The sequence below is a fragment of the Planococcus salinus genome, assembly GCF_003719725.1.
Taxonomy (GTDB): domain Bacteria; phylum Bacillota; class Bacilli; order Bacillales_A; family Planococcaceae; genus Planococcus; species Planococcus salinus.
This window is the reverse complement of the sequence record NZ_RIAX01000002.1, coordinates 253,459-274,296: the sequence shown is the minus strand read 5'-3', so window position 1 is coordinate 274,296 and position 20,838 is coordinate 253,459. Positions and strand designations below refer to the sequence as shown.

18 protein-coding genes are annotated in these 20,838 nt (G+C 46.2%); all 18 read left to right on the top strand.

The genetic code is table 11. From position 1 onward, the window contains the following. Window positions 1–8 precede the first annotated feature (8 nt). Window positions 9–1,136: a transcription termination factor NusA gene (gene nusA, locus EEX84_RS04010; RefSeq protein WP_123164296.1), complete on the top strand. Its 1,128-nt coding sequence runs from the start codon at window positions 9–11 to the stop codon at window positions 1,134–1,136. A gap of 20 nt (window positions 1,137–1,156) precedes the next feature. Further along, window positions 1,157–1,438: an RNase P modulator RnpM gene (rnpM, locus tag EEX84_RS04005; RefSeq protein WP_123164295.1), complete on the top strand. Its 282-nt coding sequence runs from the start codon at window positions 1,157–1,159 to the stop codon at window positions 1,436–1,438. Beyond that, entirely contained in the window at window positions 1,435–1,752 is a 318-nt protein-coding gene (locus tag EEX84_RS04000) for a YlxQ family RNA-binding protein (RefSeq protein ID WP_123164294.1), read from the top strand. Before rnpM ends, EEX84_RS04000 begins: the two co-directional genes overlap by 4 nt. A 4-nt stretch (window positions 1,753–1,756) precedes the next feature. Then, entirely contained in the window at window positions 1,757–4,003 is a 2,247-nt protein-coding gene (infB, locus tag EEX84_RS03995; RefSeq protein ID WP_123164293.1) for a translation initiation factor IF-2, read from the top strand. Next, on the top strand, window positions 4,000–4,278 hold the full coding sequence (locus EEX84_RS03990) for a DUF503 domain-containing protein (RefSeq protein WP_123164292.1): 279 nt from the start codon (window positions 4,000–4,002) through the stop codon (window positions 4,276–4,278). Before infB ends, EEX84_RS03990 begins: the two co-directional genes overlap by 4 nt. A gap of 18 nt (window positions 4,279–4,296) precedes the next feature. Further along, window positions 4,297–4,650: a 30S ribosome-binding factor RbfA gene (gene rbfA / locus EEX84_RS03985; RefSeq protein WP_123164291.1), complete on the top strand. Its 354-nt coding sequence runs from the start codon at window positions 4,297–4,299 to the stop codon at window positions 4,648–4,650. Window positions 4,651–4,719: 69 nt separating this feature from the next. Continuing rightward, a complete protein-coding gene (gene truB, locus EEX84_RS03980) occupies window positions 4,720–5,649 on the top strand; it encodes a tRNA pseudouridine(55) synthase TruB (RefSeq protein WP_123164290.1) in 930 nt (309 codons plus the stop codon). A 1-nt stretch (window position 5,650) separates the two neighbouring features. Beyond that, window positions 5,651–6,595, top strand: coding sequence for a riboflavin biosynthesis protein RibF (gene ribF, locus EEX84_RS03975; protein WP_123164289.1), 945 nt, complete (start codon window positions 5,651–5,653; stop codon window positions 6,593–6,595). 135 nt (window positions 6,596–6,730) lie between these two features. After that, a complete protein-coding gene (gene rpsO, locus EEX84_RS03970; RefSeq protein ID WP_123164288.1) occupies window positions 6,731–7,000 on the top strand; it encodes a 30S ribosomal protein S15 in 270 nt (89 codons plus the stop codon). A 146-nt stretch (window positions 7,001–7,146) separates the two neighbouring features. Continuing rightward, window positions 7,147–9,267, top strand: a complete 2,121-nt coding sequence (pnp, locus tag EEX84_RS03965) for a polyribonucleotide nucleotidyltransferase (protein WP_123164287.1) — start codon at window positions 7,147–7,149, stop codon at window positions 9,265–9,267. A gap of 62 nt (window positions 9,268–9,329) precedes the next feature. Further along, window positions 9,330–10,556, top strand: coding sequence for a M16 family metallopeptidase (locus tag EEX84_RS03960; protein WP_123164286.1), 1,227 nt, complete (start codon window positions 9,330–9,332; stop codon window positions 10,554–10,556). A gap of 109 nt (window positions 10,557–10,665) precedes the next feature. Continuing rightward, on the top strand, window positions 10,666–11,676 hold the full coding sequence (locus EEX84_RS03955) for an aspartate-semialdehyde dehydrogenase (RefSeq protein ID WP_240033914.1): 1,011 nt from the start codon (window positions 10,666–10,668) through the stop codon (window positions 11,674–11,676). 127 nt (window positions 11,677–11,803) lie between these two features. Next, entirely contained in the window at window positions 11,804–13,471 is a 1,668-nt protein-coding gene (locus tag EEX84_RS03950) for a ribonuclease J (protein WP_123164284.1), read from the top strand. Window positions 13,472–13,553: 82 nt separating this feature from the next. Next, window positions 13,554–15,878: an FtsK/SpoIIIE family DNA translocase gene (locus EEX84_RS03945; RefSeq protein ID WP_123164471.1), complete on the top strand. Its 2,325-nt coding sequence runs from the start codon at window positions 13,554–13,556 to the stop codon at window positions 15,876–15,878. A 175-nt stretch (window positions 15,879–16,053) separates the two neighbouring features. Next, on the top strand, window positions 16,054–16,782 hold the full coding sequence (locus tag EEX84_RS03940; protein WP_123164283.1) for a GntR family transcriptional regulator: 729 nt from the start codon (window positions 16,054–16,056) through the stop codon (window positions 16,780–16,782). A gap of 47 nt (window positions 16,783–16,829) precedes the next feature. Next, complete coding sequence (locus tag EEX84_RS03935) at window positions 16,830–17,915, top strand: BMP family lipoprotein (RefSeq protein WP_123164282.1); 1,086 nt, start codon at window positions 16,830–16,832, stop codon at window positions 17,913–17,915. Window positions 17,916–18,242: 327 nt separating this feature from the next. Next, window positions 18,243–19,802: an ABC transporter ATP-binding protein gene (locus EEX84_RS03930; protein ID WP_123164281.1), complete on the top strand. Its 1,560-nt coding sequence runs from the start codon at window positions 18,243–18,245 to the stop codon at window positions 19,800–19,802. Further along, on the top strand, window positions 19,792–20,838 hold the full coding sequence (locus EEX84_RS03925; RefSeq protein ID WP_123164280.1) for an ABC transporter permease: 1,047 nt from the start codon (window positions 19,792–19,794) through the stop codon (window positions 20,836–20,838). The genes EEX84_RS03930 and EEX84_RS03925 overlap by 11 nt, the downstream gene beginning before the upstream one ends.

Genomic DNA, 20,838 nt, shown 5'->3' with positions numbered 1-20,838 from the left:
GAATATAAATGAGCAGTGAGTTATTAGATGCTTTGGATGCATTGGAAAAACAAAAAGGGATTTCGCGCGAGGTGCTGATTGAAGCAATCGAAGCGGCATTGGTGACAGCGTATAAACGCAATTTTAACCAAGCCCAGAATGTTCGTGTGGATTTGAATTTAAGTACGGGAACGATGTTGGTATATTCCCGCAAAGATGTAGTGGAAGAAGTGGAAGATGAGCGCTTGCAGATCTCTTTGGAGGAAGCTAAGGCGATCAATCCTGCCTACGAAATCGGAGATGTGGTGGAGGAAGAAGTGACGCCGCGCAACTTCGGCCGCATCGCCGCACAGACGGCCAAACAGGTTGTGACCCAGCGTGTACGCGAAGCGGAACGCGGTCTGGTGTTTGAAGAATTCGTGGATCGTGCCGATGATATCGTCAACGGCATTGTCGAGCGGATGGATGCGCGCAATTTGTATGTAGGTCTTGGAAAAGTGGAGGCGGTCCTGCCGCAAACCGAGCAGATGCCGAACGAATCTTACCAGCCCCATGACCGCATCAAAGTCTATATTACGAAAGTGGAACGCACAACACGTGGTCCGCAAGTATTTGTATCACGTACACATCCAGGGCTGCTGCGCCGCTTGTTTGAAACGGAAGTGCCGGAAATTTATGATGGCATTGTGGAGATCAAGTCAATTGCACGCGAAGCAGGCGACCGTTCAAAAATCTCTGTGCATGCGCATAACGAAGAAATCGACCCTGTCGGTTCCTGCGTAGGGGCAAAAGGAGCCCGTGTACAGACGATTGTCAACGAGCTGAGCGGAGAAAAGATTGATATTGTGGAATGGTCCGAAGAACCGGTGGTCTTTGTGGCAAATGCATTGAGTCCTTCAAAAGTATTGGATGTCCAAGTGAACGAAGAAGACAAGTCCACCACGGTCATCGTTCCCGATTATCAGCTGTCTCTGGCTATCGGCAAGCGCGGCCAGAATGCCCGTCTCGCTGCCAAACTGACTGGCTGGAAAATCGATATCAAGAGTGAATCGGATGCCCGTGAATTGGGAATTTACCCGAATCCAAATGCCAACACTGAATTACTTCAATCCAGTGATGACAGCGATGACTTTGATTTTTACGAAGAAAAAGAATAATGTAGAAAAGGTGATGTCCGTTGGCTCTACAAAAGAAAATCCCGCTGAGGAAATGTGTAGCTACAGGGGAGATGCATCCTAAAAAAGAAATGATCCGGGTGGTCCGCTCGAAAGAAGGACAGGTAAGCGTCGATGTGACAGGGAAAAAATCAGGTCGCGGCGCTTATGTATCCAAATCTGAAGAGGCAATAGCCATAGCCCGCAAGAAAAAAGTGCTGGACAACCAACTTGAAACAAAAATTCCGGATGAAATCTATGATGAGTTGACACGCGTCGTATTAAGAGAGCAGTTGAAAAAATGACGAAACAAAAAATTCTTCAATTACTGGGGTTAGCCACCCGCGCACGAATGACTATTACGGGCGAGGAACTGGTGCTCAATGAAGTACGCAAAGGCAATGCCAAAATGGTCATTGTGTCTGAAGATGCTTCAGACAATACAAACAAGAAGCTGCATGACAAATGCAGCACATACAAAGTCGATCTCCAAGTTTTCGGAACCCGTTTCGAACTTGGACATGCAATCGGCAAAGAAGAGCGAGTCATTATTGCAATCACAGATGCTGGGTTTGCTAAAAAACTGACAAGCTTATTCGATGAAAATAACCGGGGGTGAGCAGATGACCAAAATTCGAGTACATGAATACGCTAAAAAAGTAGATAAGCCAAGCAAAGAAATCATCCAGCAGTTATCAAAGCTGAATATTGAAGTGGCAAACCATATGGCAACATTAGAGCCAACTGCTGTTTCCAAATTGGATGGCATTTACAAAAAAACTGCACAGGGGCAGCGTCCTCAAGCACAAAACCGCCAGCAAAACAAAGGGGCATCTCGTCCTCAAGGCCAGGGACAAAACCGTTCTCAAGGCCAGAACCGTCCTCAAGGGCAAGGCCAGCCGCGTCCTGCAGGCCAAAGCCAGAACCGTCCTGCCGGAGCAAAAGGTTCAAACTTCACACCGAAAGCGGCTAAACCCTCAGCAGGACCAGGTCAGCGCTCGTCAAATCGTCCTGGAGGCGGCGGACCGGGCCGCGGTGGCCAAAACCGCAACCGGAAAGGGAAACAGCAACGGCCGGCTAATCCGATGCCGCCAATGCCAAGAAAAGAAAAAGAATTACCGGCTAAAATCACGTTCACTGAGTCATTGACAGTAGCAGAGCTGGCAAAAAAATTAGGACGCGAGCCGTCTGAAATCATCAAAAAATTATTCATGCTTGGTGTCATGGCGACGATTAACCAGGAACTGGATAAAGATGCAATTGAATTGATTTGCGCTGAATACGATGTGGAAGTGGAAGAAGAAATTCTGGTTGACAAAACAGATCTGGAAATTTACTTCGAGCCTGAAATTGAAGAGCAAAAAGAAGAACGCCCGCCGGTAGTGACCATCATGGGACACGTTGACCACGGGAAAACAACTTTGCTTGATTCAATCCGGCACACAAAAGTTACAGCCGGTGAAGCTGGGGGAATCACTCAGCATATCGGAGCGTACCAAGTGGTGGAAAACGGTAAGAAAATTACATTTTTGGATACACCTGGCCACGCTGCGTTTACGACCATGCGTGCACGGGGAGCTAAAGTAACGGATTTGGCAATTATCGTGGTAGCAGCAGATGATGGTGTCATGCCACAGACAGTGGAAGCGATCAACCATGCGAAAGCTGCCGAAGTGCCGATCATCATTGCCGTCAATAAAATGGACAAACCAAGCGCGAACCCTGACCGTGTCATGCAGGAATTGACTGAACATGGTTTGGTGCCGGAAGCATGGGGTGGCGAGACCATCTTCGTACCAATTTCTGCGTTGCAGGGGGAAGGAATCGATCAGCTTCTTGAAATGATTTTACTTGTTTCCGAAGTTGGGGAATTGAAAGCCAATCCAAACCGCCGTGCAATCGGTACGGTTATCGAAGCGGAACTTGATAAAGGACGCGGATCGGTAGCAACATTGCTTGTACAGGATGGAACATTGAATGTCGGTGATCCAATTGTAGTCGGCAACACACATGGCAGAGTCCGTGCAATGGTTTCAGACATCGGCCGTCGGGTAAAAGACGCAGGACCGTCGACACCGGTTGAAATCACCGGCTTGAATGATGTGCCGCAGGCGGGAGACCGTTTCGTTGTTTTTGAAGATGAAAAAACGGCCCGTCAAATTGGAGAATCCCGTTCAACCTCCGCTCTTCAGGAGCAGCGTTCTGAAAAGAACCGGGTGACGCTTGACAATTTATTTGATCAATTGAAACAAGGCGAGATGAAAGAGCTGAACTTGATCGTCAAAGCGGATGTTCAAGGTGCTGTTGAAGCTATGGCCGCTTCATTGATGAAGATTGATGTTGAAGGAGTCAACGTCAAGATTATTCACACTGGCGCCGGCGCTATCACAGAGTCCGATATTTCCCTTGCGGCTGCTTCAAACGCGATCGTGATCGGTTTCAACGTTCGTCCGGATGTCAATGCGAAAAGAGCGGCAGAAGCGGAAGGCGTCGATATTCGTCTGCACCGGATCATTTACAAAGTGATCGAAGAAATTGAGTCTGCCATGAAAGGCTTATTGGATCCGGAATTCGAAGAGAAAGTGATTGGGCAGGCTGAAGTCCGGAGTACATTTAAAGTCTCCAAAGTCGGCACCATTGCAGGAAGTTACGTAACGGAAGGCAAAATCACCAGAGACAGCGGTGTTCGAGTCATCCGCGAAGGCATTGTCGTATTCGAAGGCGAAATCGACACTTTGAAACGATTTAAAGATGATGCCAAAGAAGTGGCCAAAGGCTATGAATGCGGGATTACCATCAAAAACTTCAACGATGTGAAAGAAATGGACATTATTGAAGCGTTTGTAATGGAAGAAATCAAACGGAAATGATTGTATATATGGAATGCGAGTTCTTCATACCAACAGCGCATTCGTTGAAAGAAAAAAGGGCGGTAGTCAAAAGTATGTTGACCCGCACAAAACAAAAATTCAATGTTTCCGCGGCAGAGATTGAGCACCAGAATGTATGGCAGCGCACACGCATTGCTTTTGTGACGGTTTCTTCTTCGAAAGAGGCGGCCGAAAAAGAAATGGATCATGTGTTATACTACCTGGAAAGCAACCCTGCCTGGGAATGTATTGATATCCAAAAAGAATATTTGTGAGAACGAGGTGAAGAAGCAATGACTATGCGCTCGAATCGAGTAGCTGAGCAGATGAAAAAAGAGCTTAGTGAAATTATCAGCCGGAAGCTGAAAGATCCTCGCATTGGATTTGTCACTGTAACGGATGTTGAGGTTACGGGAGATCTCCAACAGGCTACTGTTTATATCAGTGTTTTAGGTGATGACGATGTAAAGGAACAGACATTGCTTGGCTTGTCGAAATCCAAGGGGTTTATCCGTTCGGAAATCGGTCAGCGGATCCGTTTGCGCAAGACGCCTGAGTTGGCGTTTGAATTTGATTCCTCGATTGCCTATGGCAATCGCATCGATTCGCTTTTGCGTGACATAAAAGAACCGAGAGAAGATCAATAACCAAAGGCCTGCTGTCTAATTTATTAGATGGGCAGGCTTTTTTTACATACCAAAAGGGAGTTGAAACGAATGGCACTTAACGGCATCCTTCCGTTATGGAAAGAACAGGGCATGACATCGCATGATTGCGTCTTTAAACTACGGAAAATTTTAAAGACCAAAAAAATCGGCCATACGGGAACTTTAGACCCGGCAGTGGACGGAGTGCTGCCGATATGCATTGGCCGAGCGACGAAAGTCGCCGAGTATATCACCGATCAGGGAAAGACATACGAAGCAGAAGTGACAATCGGCTACTCGACGGAAACGGAAGATGCCACCGGTACAATCGTCGAACAGGACACCAGCGACAAACAAGTCACAAGACAGCAGCTGCTCCAGGTATTGGAGGGGCTGACAGGATATATCACTCAAACGCCGCCTATGTACTCGGCAGTCAAAGTAAACGGAAAAAAACTGTATGAATATGCCAGACAGGGCATACAGGTGGAGCGGCCGAAACGGACGGTTGCCATCCAGAAGATCGAGTTGCTTGAAGACCGGCAGGAATGGCGGGGGAAAGAATTGAAATTTGCCATCCGGATCAGCTGCGGGAAAGGTACGTATATCCGGACGCTCGCTGTTCAGATAGGGGAAGCTTTGGGTTATCCGGCTCATATGTCCAGATTGACAAGGACGGAGTCGGGGAAATTTGAAAGAAATGATTGCATAACACTTGCCGAAGTGGCTGAACTTGCTCAAAATGAAGATATCGGCAGATTTTTGAAACCGTTGGATTACGGATTAAGCGCCTTCCCATTTGCAGAAATCGAAGAAAAAGACCTGTTTGCTGTTAAAAATGGCCAAGTTCTTGACCGCCATGTTTTATTGAAAGAGCATGATAAGATGGTCTTTACAGTAAAAGGCGAGGCCGTGGCGCTTTATAAAAGACATCCTGAAAAAGCGGACAAAATGAAGCCGGAAAAAATGTTCGGATTTCCGACAGCGGACGAGGTGTAAGATGAAAATTATCCATTTGAATTACCCAAACCACATCAAGCCAGAAACGGACCTGGGGCGATTATCCCTGGCACTCGGTTTTTTTGATGGTGTACATAAAGGTCATCAACACGTTATTCATGAAGCAATCGAACGGGCAAAGGAACTTCAGGTAAAATCAGCCGTCATGACATTCGATCCGCACCCTTCCCTTGTGCTGGGAGGCAGAAAAGAAGAAGTTTTCTATATCACGCCACTTCACCAAAAGATGAAAATTCTTGAAGACATGGGTGTGGATGTTTGTTTTATTGTGCGTTTTACTTCGGAATTTGCCCAATTGACTCCGGACCAGTTTATTGATGTCTTTATAAAGGGACTGCAGGTTGTCCATGTCACAGCCGGTTTCGATTACTCTTTCGGGCGTAAAGGAAAGGGCGATATGGAAATGATGAAACAATTCGGCCAAGGCAGCTTTGGTGTATCGGTCATTGATAAAATGATAGATGACGAAGAGAAAATCAGTTCCACAAGGATTCGCGGTCTGTTGAAGGAAGGCGAAGTCGGACAGGTATGCCGTCTTCTCGGACGTCCGTTTCAAGTGGAAGGGACAGTCGTCAATGGCGACAAAAGAGGGCGTACAATCGGTTTTCCAACAGCTAATGTAGAGCCGGAACTGGGCACTTTTGTGCCCGGCCGGGGAGTATATGCTGTACGGATCGAAGTTCAGGGCCAGTTTTATGAAGGGGTTTGCAATATCGGCTTCAAACCGACTTTCAATAATCCGGATGTGAAAAAGCTGACCATTGAAGTTCACATTTTCGACTTTGAGCGCTCCATCTACGGAGAACAGGTCGTTGTGGAATGGCATCGCCGCATCCGTGATGAACGAAAGTTTGCCGGCATCGAAGAGTTGAAAAAACAGATAGAACAGGATAAAGCAGAAGCTGTCCGTTTTTTTGGAAAGTGAAGGTCCTCAGTTGATTTTCAAAAACTGTTATGCTATGATTTATCCGTACTAAAAGTACAAACCGTTGCTTGGCAATTCGAATCACCAACGTTTGCTCGGTAATAGGGGATATCAGGAAATAGGAGGTGGAACAGCATGGCAATCACACAAGAACGTAAAAATGAATTGATCAATGAATTCAAAGTGCATGATACTGACACAGGTTCTGCAGAAATTCAAATCGCCATTCTTACAGAAGACATCAACAACTTGAACGAGCACTTGCGTACCCACAAGAAAGATCACCACTCACGTCGTGGTCTATTCAAAATGGTTGGACGCCGTCGTAACTTGCTTAAATACTTGCGCGAGAACGATGTACAGAGCTATCGTGAGTTAATCTCAAAACTAGGCCTACGCCGATAATAACAACCAGTAAAAGCGGGATTCGTCCCGCTTTTTCTTTATGGATAAAAGTTTTACAATAAATCGCACGGATTATCCTTTTTTGATACACTACTAGAAGGATACATAAAAGCAGTCTTTTAAGATTGAAAGAGAGGAGCTCGATTATGGAGCAAACAAAAAAAGTCTATACATTCGATTGGGCAGGCCGTGAATTGCAAGTAGAGGTCGGCCAATTGGCAAAACAAGCAAACGGGGCAGCTTTGATCCGTTATGGCGATACAGCAGTTCTTTCCACTGCAACCGCTTCAAAATCACCAAAACCGTTGGATTTCTTTCCTTTGACGGTCAATTATGAAGAGCGCCTGTACGCCGTTGGGAAAATCCCCGGCGGTTTCATCAAACGTGAAGGCCGGCCATCAGAAAAAGCGACGCTGACAAGCCGGTTGATCGACCGCCCAATCCGACCGCTGTTCCCTGATGGATTTCGCAACGAAGTCCAGGTTATTTCGATGGTCATGTCTGTTGACCAGGATTGCCCATCAGAAATGGCAGCCATGTTCGGTTCGTCTCTGTCATTGATGATTTCCGATATCCCGTTCGGCGGACCGATTGCCGGTGTCATTGTCGGAATGATTGACGGTGAATACATCATCAACCCAACAAATGAACAGCTTGAGCAAAGTTCTATCAACTTAACGGTTGCCGGTACAAAAGAAGCAATCAACATGGTGGAAGCAGGAGCGAAAGAAGTTTCTGAAGACATCATTTTGGAAGCCATCATGTTCGGTCACGAAGAAATCAAGAAATTGATTGCGTTCCAGGAACAGATTGCGGCAGAAGTCGGCAAAGAAAAAACAGAAATCCAGCTGTATGAATTGGATGCGGAATTGACTGCCACACTGAAAGAAGCTGTGGAAGCAGACATGAACGCAGCTGTTCAAATCAATGAAAAGCAAGCCAGAAACGATGCAATCAATCAAGTGAAAGAACAAGCGATGGCCGCTTACGAAGAGTCAGATGAAGAAGTGAAAAAACAAGCTGGCCAGATTCTGGATCAAATGGTGAAAGAGGAAGTGCGCCGTTTGATTACGGATGAAAAAATCCGTCCGGACGGAAGAGGACCTTCCGAAATTCGTCCGTTGTCATCAGAAGTTGGCATCTTGAACCGGACTCACGGTTCCGGACTGTTTACACGCGGACAAACACAGGCCATGAGCATCTGTACACTTGGAGCTCTTGGAGACGTCCAAATCATTGACGGACTGGGGATCGAAGACACGAAACGTTTTATGCACCATTACAACTTCCCATTGTTTTCAGTAGGGGAAACTGGTTTTCTTCGTGGTCCCGGACGCCGCGAAATTGGTCACGGAGCACTTGGTGAACGGGCTTTGGAAGCAGTCGTGCCGGACGAAAAAGAATTCCCTTACACAATCCGTTTAGTGGCGGAAGTTCTGGAGTCAAACGGATCTACTTCGCAGGCCAGCATCTGTGCTTCCACTCTGGCGATGATGGATGCCGGGGTTCCGATAAAAGCTCCGGTCGCCGGTATTGCAATGGGCCTTGTGAAAAAAGGTGAAAACTACACCGTATTGTCTGACATCCAGGGCATGGAAGACCACCTTGGGGATATGGACTTCAAAGTTGCCGGAACTGCAGAAGGCATTACGGCACTGCAGATGGATATTAAAATCGAAGGTTTGTCCCGTGAAATTCTTGAAGAAGCATTGACGCAAGCCAGAATTGGGCGTCTTCATATTCTCGAGTCGATGATGGCAACCATTTCAGAACCACGGGGACAATTGTCTGCATTTGCACCGAAAATCATTATGATCAAAATCAACCCGGACAAGATCCGTGATGTGATTGGGCCAGGCGGAAAAGTGATCAACAAGATCATTGATGAAACGGGTGTTAAGATCGATACAGAGCAGGACGGTACAATTTTCATTTCTTCGGTTGATCAGGAAATGAACTCGAAAGCGAAAGAAATGATCGAAAACATCGTCCGCGAAGCAAAAGTGGGCGAGTATTACGAAGGCAAAGTTAAACGCATTGAAAAATTCGGCGCTTTTGTTGAACTGTTCCCTGGAAAAGATGGATTGCTTCATATTTCTGAAATACAGGAAGAACGGACAAAAGAAGTGGAAGACGTGCTGAAACTCGACGATGTCGTGAAAGTGAAAGTCATCGAAATCGATCGCCAAGGACGCGTCAACCTATCCCGCAAAGCCGTTTTGAAAGAAGAAAAAGAAGAAAAAGAAACAGCGAAACAACAAGATTAATACAAAAGACTAAAATTGCCAGCAACTGTTGGCAATTTTTTCATATCAGGAGGAATGTTTCATTGGTAACAACATATACATGTGACAATGGATTGCGCATTGTTTCTGAAACGATCCCCCATTTCCGCTCAGTAGCAGTGGGGGTTTTTGTAAAAGCCGGCTCACGTGATGAACTGCCCGAAGAAAACGGGTTAACCCATTTTATTGAGCATATGCTGTTTAAGGGAACGAAAACGCGGTCCGCTAAACAGATCGCCCGTGAATTTGACCGGATTGGCGGAGACATGAACGCTTATACATCAAAAGAATACACCTGTTACTATGCGAAAGTGCTTGATCATCATGCAGAGCTTGCAGTAGAAGTACTGGCAGATATGTTCTTCAATTCGACGATGGACCCGGTGGAGATTGAAAAAGAACGCCAGGTGGTACTGGAAGAAATCAGCATGACTGAAGACATGCCGGATGATGACGTCCATGAACAGTTATGGAAAGTCATGTATCCTGACCATTCCATGGGAGATCCAATACTGGGAACTGAAAAAACACTGGCGCTGTTTACAAAAGAAAAAATCATGGAGTTCATGAATCGTCATTACACGCCGGAAAATACAGTCATTTCTGTCGCCGGCAATATCACTCCGTCCCTGTTGCATAAAATCGAGTCGTGTTTTGGCAGTTTCCAGCGAAAAGGGGCAGAGAAGGTATACACCTATCCTGATTTTACATCCGGCTCTTCCCTTAAGCTCAAGGAAACGGAACAGGGCCATCTCTGCCTGGGGTATCCTGGGGTCTCCATGACGGATGAACGGCTGTTTGATTTTGCCGTGCTCAACAATATTCTGGGCGGCTCGATGTCGTCGCGTCTGTTCCAGGAAATTCGGGAAGAACGAGGGCTGGCTTATTCCATTTACTCGTATCATTCCCCTTATTCGGACCACGGGAGCTTTGCGATATATGGCGGAACAGCCAACGAACAACTGCCTGAGATGCAGCGCGTAATTCTGGAGTCTCTGGAAACAGCTCGTGCAAACGGTATTCAGAGTGAAGAAATAGCTGACTCCAAAGAGCAGCTGAAAGGAAGTTTGCTGTTGGGCATGGAAAGCACCAGCGCCCGTATGAACCGGAACGGCAAACATGAGTTGCTGCTTGGCAGGCACAAGAGCTATGAAGAGATCCTGAGACTCATTGATGAGGTGTCAGTGGAAAAGGTTCAGTCTCTTCTGAACAAGTTAACCAAAGCACCAGCTGTATCCATCATTCGTTCCAAAGAAGTTTCCTCATTTTGAGGAAACTTCTTTTTTATGGTTTCAATGCTTTACTACGATGAAATATGATACAATTACGCCAATCAATCTTGAAGGAGAGAGTAGTGTGAAAACGTATAAAGTAGCCATCATGGGCGCCACTGGAGCAGTGGGCCAGCAAATGAAAGTACAACTTGAAAAAAGAAATTTTCCGGCAGGAGAGATTTTATTCCTCGCATCCAGCCGTTCAGCGGGCCAGGAAATTGAGTTCAAAGGCAAAACATACATTGTGCAGGAAGCGGTGCCCGAGTCGTTTGAAGGTGTCGACATCGCATTATTCAGTGCCGGGGGCAGCATCTCCGAGAAATTCGCGCCAGAAGCAGTGAAGCGGGGAGCAGTGGTCATCGACAATACCAGCGCATTCCGTATGGATCCGGAAGTGCCGCTGGTTGTACCGGAAGTGAACAAAAAAGACATGAGATTGCACAACGGCATCATTTCCAATCCAAACTGTTCCACAATCCAAATGGTCTGTGCTTTGCAACCGTTGAAAGAACAATTTGGTTTGTCAAAAGTGGTCGTATCCACTTATCAGGCTGTGTCTGGAGCAGGAATCGGGGCCATCAATGAATTGAAGGACCAAGCTGCTGATTTTGACAATGCCAAGCAGGCGGATGCCAGCGTGCTTCCGGTAAAATCCGCAGATAAACATTATCCGATCGCGTTTAATGCCATTCCTCAAATCGATGTATTTGCTGATAATGGCTATACGCTGGAAGAAATGAAAATGATCAACGAAACCAAGAAAATCATGCATGACGACAAACTGTCAGTAGCTGCTACTTGTGTGCGTCTGCCAGTCGTCACAGGGCATTCAGAATCGGTATATGTGGAGCTGGAAGGGGCTCCGAGCGTGGAAGAAGTGAAACAGGCAATTGCTGAAGCCGCAGGCGTTGAATTGATGGACGATCCATCGCAACAACTGTATCCGATGCCATTGATGGCTGAAGGGCTGGACGAAGTGTTCGTCGGAAGAATCCGTCAAGATCCGGACAACCCGCAAGGATTCCATTTATGGGTAGTTTCCGACAACCTGGTCAAAGGGGCCGCATTGAATTCTGTGCAGATCGCTGAATCGTTGATAGAAGAAAAAATTGTATAACAGCCCCACAATAAAGAAAAATAAACCGGACATGGCGCCGGTTTATTTTTTTCTTTGGACTGTTACCGGTGATTCCCGTATAATAAACTCTATGGATGTGTACGGGTGAATTTTAGGAGGAAATCAATTGAGTAAAGTTAAAAACGAAGTAATAAGAGTGATTCCGCTCGGCGGAGTCGGAGAAATCGGTAAAGCGATGTATGTAATCGAAATCGACGAGGATTTGTTTGTCGTCGACAGTGGATTGATGTTCCCGGAAGATGAGATGCTGGGCATTGATATCGTTATTCCGGATATGTCTTTTCTCGAAGAAAACAAAGAACGGGTAAAAGGGATCTTTCTGACACATGGACACGAAGATGCCATCGGATCGATTGCCTATTTACTGAAGAAGGTCCAGGCACCAGTTTACGGTTCAAAGCTGACCATTGCTTTGGCAAAAGAGCATGTAAAAGAACAAGGTTCTTTAAAGCATGTGAAATTTTTCGAAGTAACCAATAAAAGCCGGATGAATTTTGACAAAACCCATGTAACGTTCTTTCATACCACACACAGTATTCCAGACGCCCTTGGAATCGTATTCCACACATCGGAAGGGGCTATTGTCCATACAGGGGAGTTCAAATTCGACCAATCGGTAAAAGGCAGCTACAGACCGGATATTGCCAAGATGGCGAAGCTGGGAGAAGACGGAGTACTGATGCTGCTGTCTGATTCCACTGAGGCAGAACGCCCGGGTCATACGACGTCAGAAACAGTGGTTGCGGACCATTTGCTGACGGCGTTCCATGCAGCGCAAGGCAGAATTCTAGTGTCACTGTATTCATCAAACTTCATCCGTATTCAGCAGGTGTTCGACATGGCCAAAGCAACGGGGAAAAAAGTCGCCGTAGCGGGCAGAAGTTTGGAAAGCAGCTATGAAGTCGGTTTGCGCCTTGGTTATCTGACCGTTGACGAAGACACGGTCATTTCACTCAAAGACCTGGAAAAATACAACGATGGAGAAGTTGTAATCATTGTCACAGGCAATCAGGGTGAGCCGCTTGAAGCGCTTGAAAAAATGATCAGAAAACAGCACAAAGACGTTAAAATCAAAGAAACCGATACAGTTTTAATCACCTTTACACCATCACCCGGAATGGAAGTACAAATGTTCCAGACGATGAACAAATTGGCAAAAGCCGGAGCCAAGGTTCTGACATCCAATAAGAAAGTCCATGTGTCGGGCCATGGCAGCCAGGAAGACTTGAAAATGATGTTGAATATGATGAAACCAAAATATTTCATTCCCATCCAGGGCGAGTACAAAATGCTGATCGCCCATTCCAAATTAGCCCAGCAAGTGGGAATGCACAAAACGGATATTTTCATTGCAGACAAAGGCGATATTGTGGAATATAAAAATGGGAAGGTGCGCATGAGCGGCCGTGTTCCGGCGGGGAACGTGCTGATTGATGGCATCGGAATCGGCGATGTTGGCAATATTGTCCTGCGTGATCGCAAATTGTTGTCGCAGGATGGCATCTTTATTGTCGTTGTTACATTAAATCGCAAACAAAAGAAAATCGCTTCCGGTCCGGAAATGATTTCCCGCGGCTTTGTTTATGTTCGTGAAAGCGAACAGTTAATGGAGGAGTCCACAGAACTTGTCCGGAAAGTCGTTGAAAAATATGTGACACGGGAAACTTTTGAATGGAATAATATCAAACAGGAAATTCGGGATACATTGAATTCTTATTTATTCCAGCAAACCAAACGCCGTCCAATGATTATTCCGATTATTATGGAATATTAAGAAAAACAAAGTGAAAGGATTTCCAAGCCGTTGCAATCGGGGGAAATCCTTTTTCGATTACATCGGAAACGGGGGATTGAAAATGGCACGGACAGCAGCACGCCCTAAGAAAAAAAAGAAGACGAAAAGAAAACAGCAGATGCCTATGATCCTGTACGAAGTAGTCGGTTTGCTGTTAATCGGGATTGCTGTATTGATGGCATTCCAACTGGGAATAGTCGGAAAGATGCTGTATAATTCCGCAGAATTCATGGCCGGATACTTGGCTTTTCTGATTCCGGTGGCTCTTATTCTGGCCGCATTGCATGTGATGGTGAAGCGCGATTGGCCAAAGCCGGCGATGAAAACCGTTGCAGGTTCATTGTTTTTGCTGACAGGCATATTACTGGTCTGTCATTTGATATGGGCGGCTGGTTCGATTTTGCCGATTACTTCGAGCAATGTCCTATCTGAAACGGTAAAGGCGACTCAAATCAGTGGAACCATCTGGACAAACTATACGGCTGCTGGTGGCGGCGTTCTTGGCGGCATTTTGTATGCCATGCTTCATGTCTTATTTGATACAGCCGGAACAGTGATTGTCGCAGTGATTCTTCTGTCTATTGGTGCAATTATACTTACCGGGAAAACAGCGGCTCCGTTTATTGCGGAGAAAATCCCGAGCGCCAAGCCGCTTTTTTCGTCCATCGGCCAGCGGTTCCAGCAAAAAAGACAGAAACAAAAACAAAAGCGGATTGAGGCCCCACGCCCCAAATCTGAGCCTGAACAAGTAATTGAATTCAATGATGCATTGGGATACGAAGAGTTACATGAAGAGGAACAGGAAGAACAAGAGCCGATCATCTCTGCTTTTACTGAACGGGTAAAGCAGAGACAGGAAGAGCCGGTTAGTGAACAGGCGGAACACCAGGCTGAAACGGTTCCTGAAGAAACGGATGGAAAGAGCGGAGCAGAAATGCTCAGTGGCAGCGAAGAACTAGAGAATGAAGAATATCAATTGCCGCCGCTTAATTTGCTGACCATGCCTCCCCATAGTGATCAAAGTGGGGAGTACTCGGGTATTCAGAAAAATGCCAAGAAGCTGGAGAAGACGTTTCAGAGTTTCGGTGTCCGTGCTAAAGTGACGCAAGTCCATATGGGTCCTGCTGTTACAAAATATGAAGTATTGCCGGACACGGGCGTAAAAGTCAGCAAAATTGTCAGTTTGCACGACGACTTGGCGTTGGCGTTGGCTGCCAGAGATATTCGCATTGAAGCGCCGATTCCAGGGAAATCCGCCATCGGAATTGAAGTTCCCAATACGGAAGTTTCAGTTGTCAGCCTTCGCGAAGTGCTGGAATCCGAAGAAAATAACAAACCGGACGCCAAGCTGCTGTTTGGATTGGGAAGAGATGTAACCGGGCAAGCAGTGTTGACGCAGCTTAATAAAATGCCTCATTTATTGGTCGCTGGTTCTACAGGAAGCGGGAAATCCGTATGTATCAACGGAATCATTACGAGCATCATCATGAGGGCGAAACCGCATGAAGTAAAAATGATGATGATCGATCCGAAAATGGTGGAGCTCAACGTCTACAATGGAATTCCTCATTTACTGGCGCCGGTTGTTACAGATCCGAGAAAAGCGGCACAAGCGTTGAAGAAAATCGTTTCTGAAATGGAACGCCGTTATGAACTGTTCTCTCATACCGGAACAAGAAACATCGAAGGATACAACGAATATGTCCATACGTTCAACGAAGAAAACGAAGAGAAGCATCCGAAGTTGCCGTTTATCGTCGTCATTGTCGATGAGCTGGCTGATTTGATGATGGTCGCTTCAAACGAAGTGGAAGATGCCATTACACGGCTTGCTCAAATGGCCCGTGCAGCCGGCATTCACTTAATCATTGCCACTCAGCGTCCGAGTGTAAATGTCATCACGGGCGTCATTAAAGCGAACATCCCTTCCCGCATCGCGTTCGCTGTTTCTTCTGCCATCGATTCCCGGACCATTCTGGATATGGGCGGAGCAGAAAAGCTGCTGGGCCGTGGGGATATGCTGTTCCTGGGAGCCGGGCAGTCCAAGCCCGTACGTGTCCAGGGTGCTTTCCTGTCCGACTCAGAAGTGGAAAAAGTAGTGGACTTTGCCATCGAACAGCAAAAAGCGCAATACCAGGAGGATATGATCCCGACGGACGTGGAAGAAACATCCGTTGATGAAGAAACTGATGAAATTTATGACGAAGCTGTTCAACTGGTATGTGAGATGCAGACGGCGTCTGTTTCGATGCTGCAGCGCCGTTTCCGTGTCGGGTACTCACGGGCGGCACGGATTATTGACCAAATGGAGCAGCGCGGCGTAGTCGGTCCTTATGAAGGCAGTAAGCCGCGGACCGTACTGGTTCAAAAGCAGGAAGAATATTAGCAGAGGCCTCAAGCATCGTGACAAAAGAATTATTTATTTTGACAAAATTTGAACAAAAAAACAGAGAATTCGACAACATACTATTTATTTCATTTATCAAAAATGGTATAGTAATGCTGATTAGTAGGAATGTTTTACATCAGATGTCTGATCTCTGTCGATGGTGGTGAATCGAATGTCAATCAAATCGGATCAACGTCCTTTGTATCTCCAGGTGATTGATCGCATGAAGCAGGATATTGCGGCGGGCATTTATAAAGAAAAAGAGAAATTGCCATCCGAATTCGAGCTTTCCAAATCACTTGGAGTCAGCCGCGCAACTCTTCGGGAAGCGCTCCGGCTGCTGGAAGAAGATAATATCATCATCAGGCGTCATGGCGTTGGGACTTTTGTCAATCCGAAACCGGTTTTCAGTTCTGGAATCGAGCAGTTGACGAGTGTGTCGGACATGATCCGCCAAGTGGGCATGGAGCCGGGAGCGATTTACTTGAGCACTTCCGAATCCATTGCCGCTGAGGAAGATATTAAACGCTTTCATTGCAGTGATGCGGAAAATATTATAACAATCGAACGTGTCCGTACAGCGGATGGAGAACCCGTCGTCTATTGCATCGACAAAGTCCCTTCGCAATTTATGCCGGAAAATTTTCTTGGACGTTCTGAAAGCTCTATTTTTTCCGCAATTGAAGAATCCGGAGAAATTCGCATCTCTTATGCAGTCACTTTTATTGACCCGGTCGGTTACCATGAAGATGCGTCACCGATTTTGGAATGTGATCCGGAAACGGCATTATTGGTGTTAAAACAGCTCCATTACGATGAAGACGATCAAGTGGTGCTGTATTCAAAAAATTACTTTCGGGCAGACAAATTCAGTTTCCATGTTGTTCGAAAACGTGTGTAAAACAGCACTTCCTGCTAATATGAAAAAATACCTTGGGGGTTATTACATTGATAAAACGTAAATTTGGTCTGGGTCTATCCTTAATGCTTGCTGCTGGTACAATGCTTGCTGCATGTGGTTCTGAAGAAGATACTTCCACTGAAAACACCGGCAACGGTGGAGACAGTGGAGAAGCTACAGAAGAATCAAGCAATATCTCTGTTGCCATGGTTACAGACGTAGGCGGCATCGATGATAAATCCTTTAACCAGTCTGCTTGGGAAGGTCTGCAGAAATTCGGTGAAGAAAACGGCCTTGAAGAAGGCGATGGTGGGTATGCGTATTTGACATCCACTTCAGATGCAGATTACACAACCAACCTGAATAACCTCGCTCGCCGTGATTTTGATGTCGTTTACGGAATTGGTGCGTTGATGCAAGGTGCGGTGGAAGAAATCGCTTCACAGCAGGAAGAGCAACAGTTCGCCATCATTGACGAAGTTGTGGAATTGCCTAACGTAGCCAGCGTTATGTTTAAAGAGCAGGAAGGGGCTTTCCTTGCTGGAGTTGCCGCAGCTCTTATGACGGAGACAGGAAAAGTCGGATTTGTCGGTGGAATGGAAATTCCGGTTATCGAACGTTTTGAAGCAGGATTCAAAGCAGGTGTGGAAGCTGCTGACCCTTCAGTAGAAGTGGATTCCCAATATACAGGTGCTTTTGACAAAGCGGAATTGGGTAAAACAACTGCGAACCGTATGTATTCCGGTGGAGCTGATATTGTTTTCCACGCTGCCGGTGGTACCGGAAACGGTGTTTTCACTGAAGCAAAAGAACGCAAAGAAGCAGACCCTGAAGCCAACATATGGGTAATCGGTGTTGACGCTGACCAGTACGACGAAGGTCAGATTGGCGACCAAAATGTAACAATGACTTCCGTATTAAAAGGTGTTGAAATGGCAGTAATCGAAATTGCTGAGAAAACACAGGCTGGAGAATTCCCAGGCGGTGAAACAACTGTCTATGGTTTAGCTGAAGATGGTATCGGACTTGCTGATTCACGCGGTGCAATCCCTGAAGATGTAATGACACAAATTGAAGATTTCAAACAGCAAATCATCGATGGAGAAATTGAAGTCCCTGAAACAGTTGAATAAACCACATATTATCCCGTTATAAATGGGTAATAATGCTCCGGTTTCGGAGCTGTCTTATGCGGTCATCATAAAGACCGGTTTAACCGGTCTTTATGATTTTTTTTCGTCTATTTTTCAGAAAATTAGTAGATGAAAGGCTTTTGGGCAGAGAAGCCTTTCCTGTATTAATTAAGCTGTGTATTGAACGGGTTAATGGTAGTTGTGGAAATCCTCCGGATGGACGTTTTCCACAGGCATGCAAAGCCGTTTTGCGGAAGACCGAGAGGTAAAAATTATTGGTTCAGCTTATACAGCAAGAAGTTACCAGTTTTCGAGGGAGTGAAACCAGTGGAATATGTAATTGAAATGTTAAATATCCGGAAAGAGTTTGGATCGTTTGTCGCCAACGACAATATCACCCTGCAGTTGAAAAAAGGGGAGATCCATGCTTTATTGGGCGAAAACGGTGCGGGAAAATCCACTCTGATGAACGTTTTGTTTGGCTTGTACCAACCCGAAGGCGGAGAAATCCGGGTGCGCGGGGAAAAAGTGAACATCGCCAATCCGAACGTGGCCAACGATCTTGGTATCGGAATGGTCCACCAGCACTTTATGCTGGTGGAGAATTTCTCGGTAACTGAGAACATCGTATTGGGAAGCGAGCCGACGAAGTTCGGTGTGACAAACAAAAAAGACGCTGCGAAAGAAGTACAGGCTTTGTCTGAACAATATGGCTTAAACGTTGATCCACATGCGATTATTGAAGACATATCTGTCGGAATGCAGCAGCGTGTGGAAATCTTGAAGACTTTGTACAGAGGCGCAGAAATTTTGATTTTTGATGAGCCGACTGCTTCACTGACACCGCAGGAAATCATTGAACTGATCCAAATTATGAAACGTCTGATTGCAGAAGGGAAATCCATCATCCTGATTACGCACAAGCTGAAAGAAATCATGGATGTGTCGGACCGTGTAACCGTTATCCGGAAAGGTCAGGGAGTCGGAACGGTCACTACGTCAGAAACCAATCCGAACGAACTGGCTTCTCTGATGGTGGGGCGGCAAGTGGAATTCAAGACGGAAAAAGGCCCTGCTTCACCAAATGGTGAAATACTGGATATTAAAGACCTGGTCGTTACCGATTACCGCGGTGTTGAAAAAGTGAAAAAACTGAACTTGAAAGTCCGAAAAGGAGAAATTGTCGGCATCGCCGGGATTGATGGCAACGGACAATCTGAGCTGATCGAAGCGATCACAGGGCTCCGCAAAGTGAAAAGTGGAAAAGTCCTGATTCATGGAAAAGACGTCACGGGCTTAAAGCCGAGGAAAGTCACTGAATCAGGCGTTGGACACATTCCCCAGGATCGCCACAAACATGGACTCGTACTGGATTTTCCAATCGGCCATAATATTGCGCTTCAGACTTACTATGCGCAGCCAATTTCAAAGTCAGGCATTATAGATTACAACAAAATCAATGAAAAAGCGGCACAGATCATCAAGGATTTTGATGTGCGGACACAAGGTCCTCATGAACCGGCACGTGCTTTGTCGGGCGGGAATCAGCAAAAAGCCATTATCGGACGTGAAGTGGACCGCAACCCTGAGTTATTGATTGCGGCTCTTCCCACCCGGGGACTTGATGTTGGAGCAATTGAGTTTATCCATAAACGGTTGATTGAACAGCGGGACAACGGCAAAGCGGTGTTATTGATATCTTTCGAATTGGACGAAGTTATGAATGTTTCAGATCGCATTGCTGTTATCCATGACGGGGAGATTGTCGACATTGTCACTCCGGAAGAAACAACAGAACAGGAGCTGGGGCTGCTGATGGCCGGCCAGTCAAAAAATTCAAAGGAACAAGGCGTCAAGAAGGAAGGTGAGGATCAGCATGTCGAATAGAGCGACGAATCTTCTGGTTCCCATCATATCTGTATTGCTCGGGCTGTTGGTTGGTGCCATTATCATGGTTGTAAGTGGATACAGTCCAATTGAGGGATATGTGGCTTTATGGAACGGAATTTTCGGGGATTTATATACAATTGGAGAAACGCTTCGGCAGATCACCCCTTATCTGCTGGCTGGGCTTGCTGTTGCTTTTGCATTCCGTTCCGGTTTGTTTAATATCGGGGTGGAAGGTCAATTGATTGTGGGCTGGTTCGCTGCGGCCTATGTCGGAGTTGCAGTTGAATTGCCAAAAATTATCCACTTGCCTTTGGCTCTTTTAGCGGCAGTAGTGGCAGGAGCGTTATGGGGATTTGTCCCGGGACTTCTAAAAGCGAAATTTCGCGTACATGAAGTAATCGTTACCATTATGATGAACTACATTGCATTACATACGACCAATGCACTGATACGGACGGTTTCAGGTGGTGGCGATCGGACAGAAAGCATTTTTGAAAGCGCCTCGCTGCGTTCTGAGTTTTTCCAGAATCTGACGGATTTTTCCCGTTTGCATTATGGGATCTTTATCGCGCTCGCAATGGTGGCAGTCATGTGGTTCATTTTGGAGAAGACGACACTTGGCTTTGAACTGAAAGCGGTCGGTTTCAACCAGAATGCTTCGGAATATGCCGGCATGAATGTTAACAAAAACATTATTTTGGCCATGGTCATTTCCGGTGCATTTGCCGGTCTGGGCGGAGCGATGGAAGCGCTCGGTACGTTTGAGTATGTATCTTCCAAAGGCGGCTTTACCGGGATCGGTTTTGACGGCATCGCGGTTGCCCTGCTTGGTATGAATACACCGCTGGGCGTCGTTTTCGGCGCATCGTTGTTCGGTTCACTGAAGTATGGAGCTTTGAACATGCCGAATGAAGCGGGTATACCTGTTGAAATCGTGGAAATTGTCATTGCCGTAATTATTTTCTTTGTAGCTTCAGGTTATATCATCCGTCTGTTCCTGCTGCGGGCAGCTAACAAGAAGGAGGCGAAGTAA

Bases quoted from the DNA above. Each gene is read 5' to 3' on its own strand.
- EEX84_RS04000 (WP_123164294.1), top strand. From the start codon at position 1,435: ATGACGAAACAAAAAATTCTTCAATTACTGGGGTTAGCCACCCGCGCA.
- nusA (WP_123164296.1), top strand. From the start codon at position 9: ATGAGCAGTGAGTTATTAGATGCTTTGGATGCATTGGAAAAACAAAAA.
- ribF (WP_123164289.1), top strand. From the start codon at position 5,651: ATGAAAATTATCCATTTGAATTACCCAAACCACATCAAGCCAGAAACG.
- EEX84_RS03940 (WP_123164283.1), top strand. From the start codon at position 16,054: ATGTCAATCAAATCGGATCAACGTCCTTTGTATCTCCAGGTGATTGAT.
- infB (WP_123164293.1), top strand. From the start codon at position 1,757: ATGACCAAAATTCGAGTACATGAATACGCTAAAAAAGTAGATAAGCCA.
- EEX84_RS03990 (WP_123164292.1), top strand. From the start codon at position 4,000: ATGATTGTATATATGGAATGCGAGTTCTTCATACCAACAGCGCATTCG.
- EEX84_RS03945 (WP_123164471.1), top strand. From the start codon at position 13,554: ATGGCACGGACAGCAGCACGCCCTAAGAAAAAAAAGAAGACGAAAAGA.
- pnp (WP_123164287.1), top strand. From the start codon at position 7,147: ATGGAGCAAACAAAAAAAGTCTATACATTCGATTGGGCAGGCCGTGAA.
- rbfA (WP_123164291.1), top strand. From the start codon at position 4,297: ATGACTATGCGCTCGAATCGAGTAGCTGAGCAGATGAAAAAAGAGCTT.
- EEX84_RS03925 (WP_123164280.1), top strand. From the start codon at position 19,792: ATGTCGAATAGAGCGACGAATCTTCTGGTTCCCATCATATCTGTATTG.
- EEX84_RS03955 (WP_240033914.1), top strand. From the start codon at position 10,666: ATGGGCGCCACTGGAGCAGTGGGCCAGCAAATGAAAGTACAACTTGAA.
- truB (WP_123164290.1), top strand. From the start codon at position 4,720: ATGGCACTTAACGGCATCCTTCCGTTATGGAAAGAACAGGGCATGACA.
- rpsO (WP_123164288.1), top strand. From the start codon at position 6,731: ATGGCAATCACACAAGAACGTAAAAATGAATTGATCAATGAATTCAAA.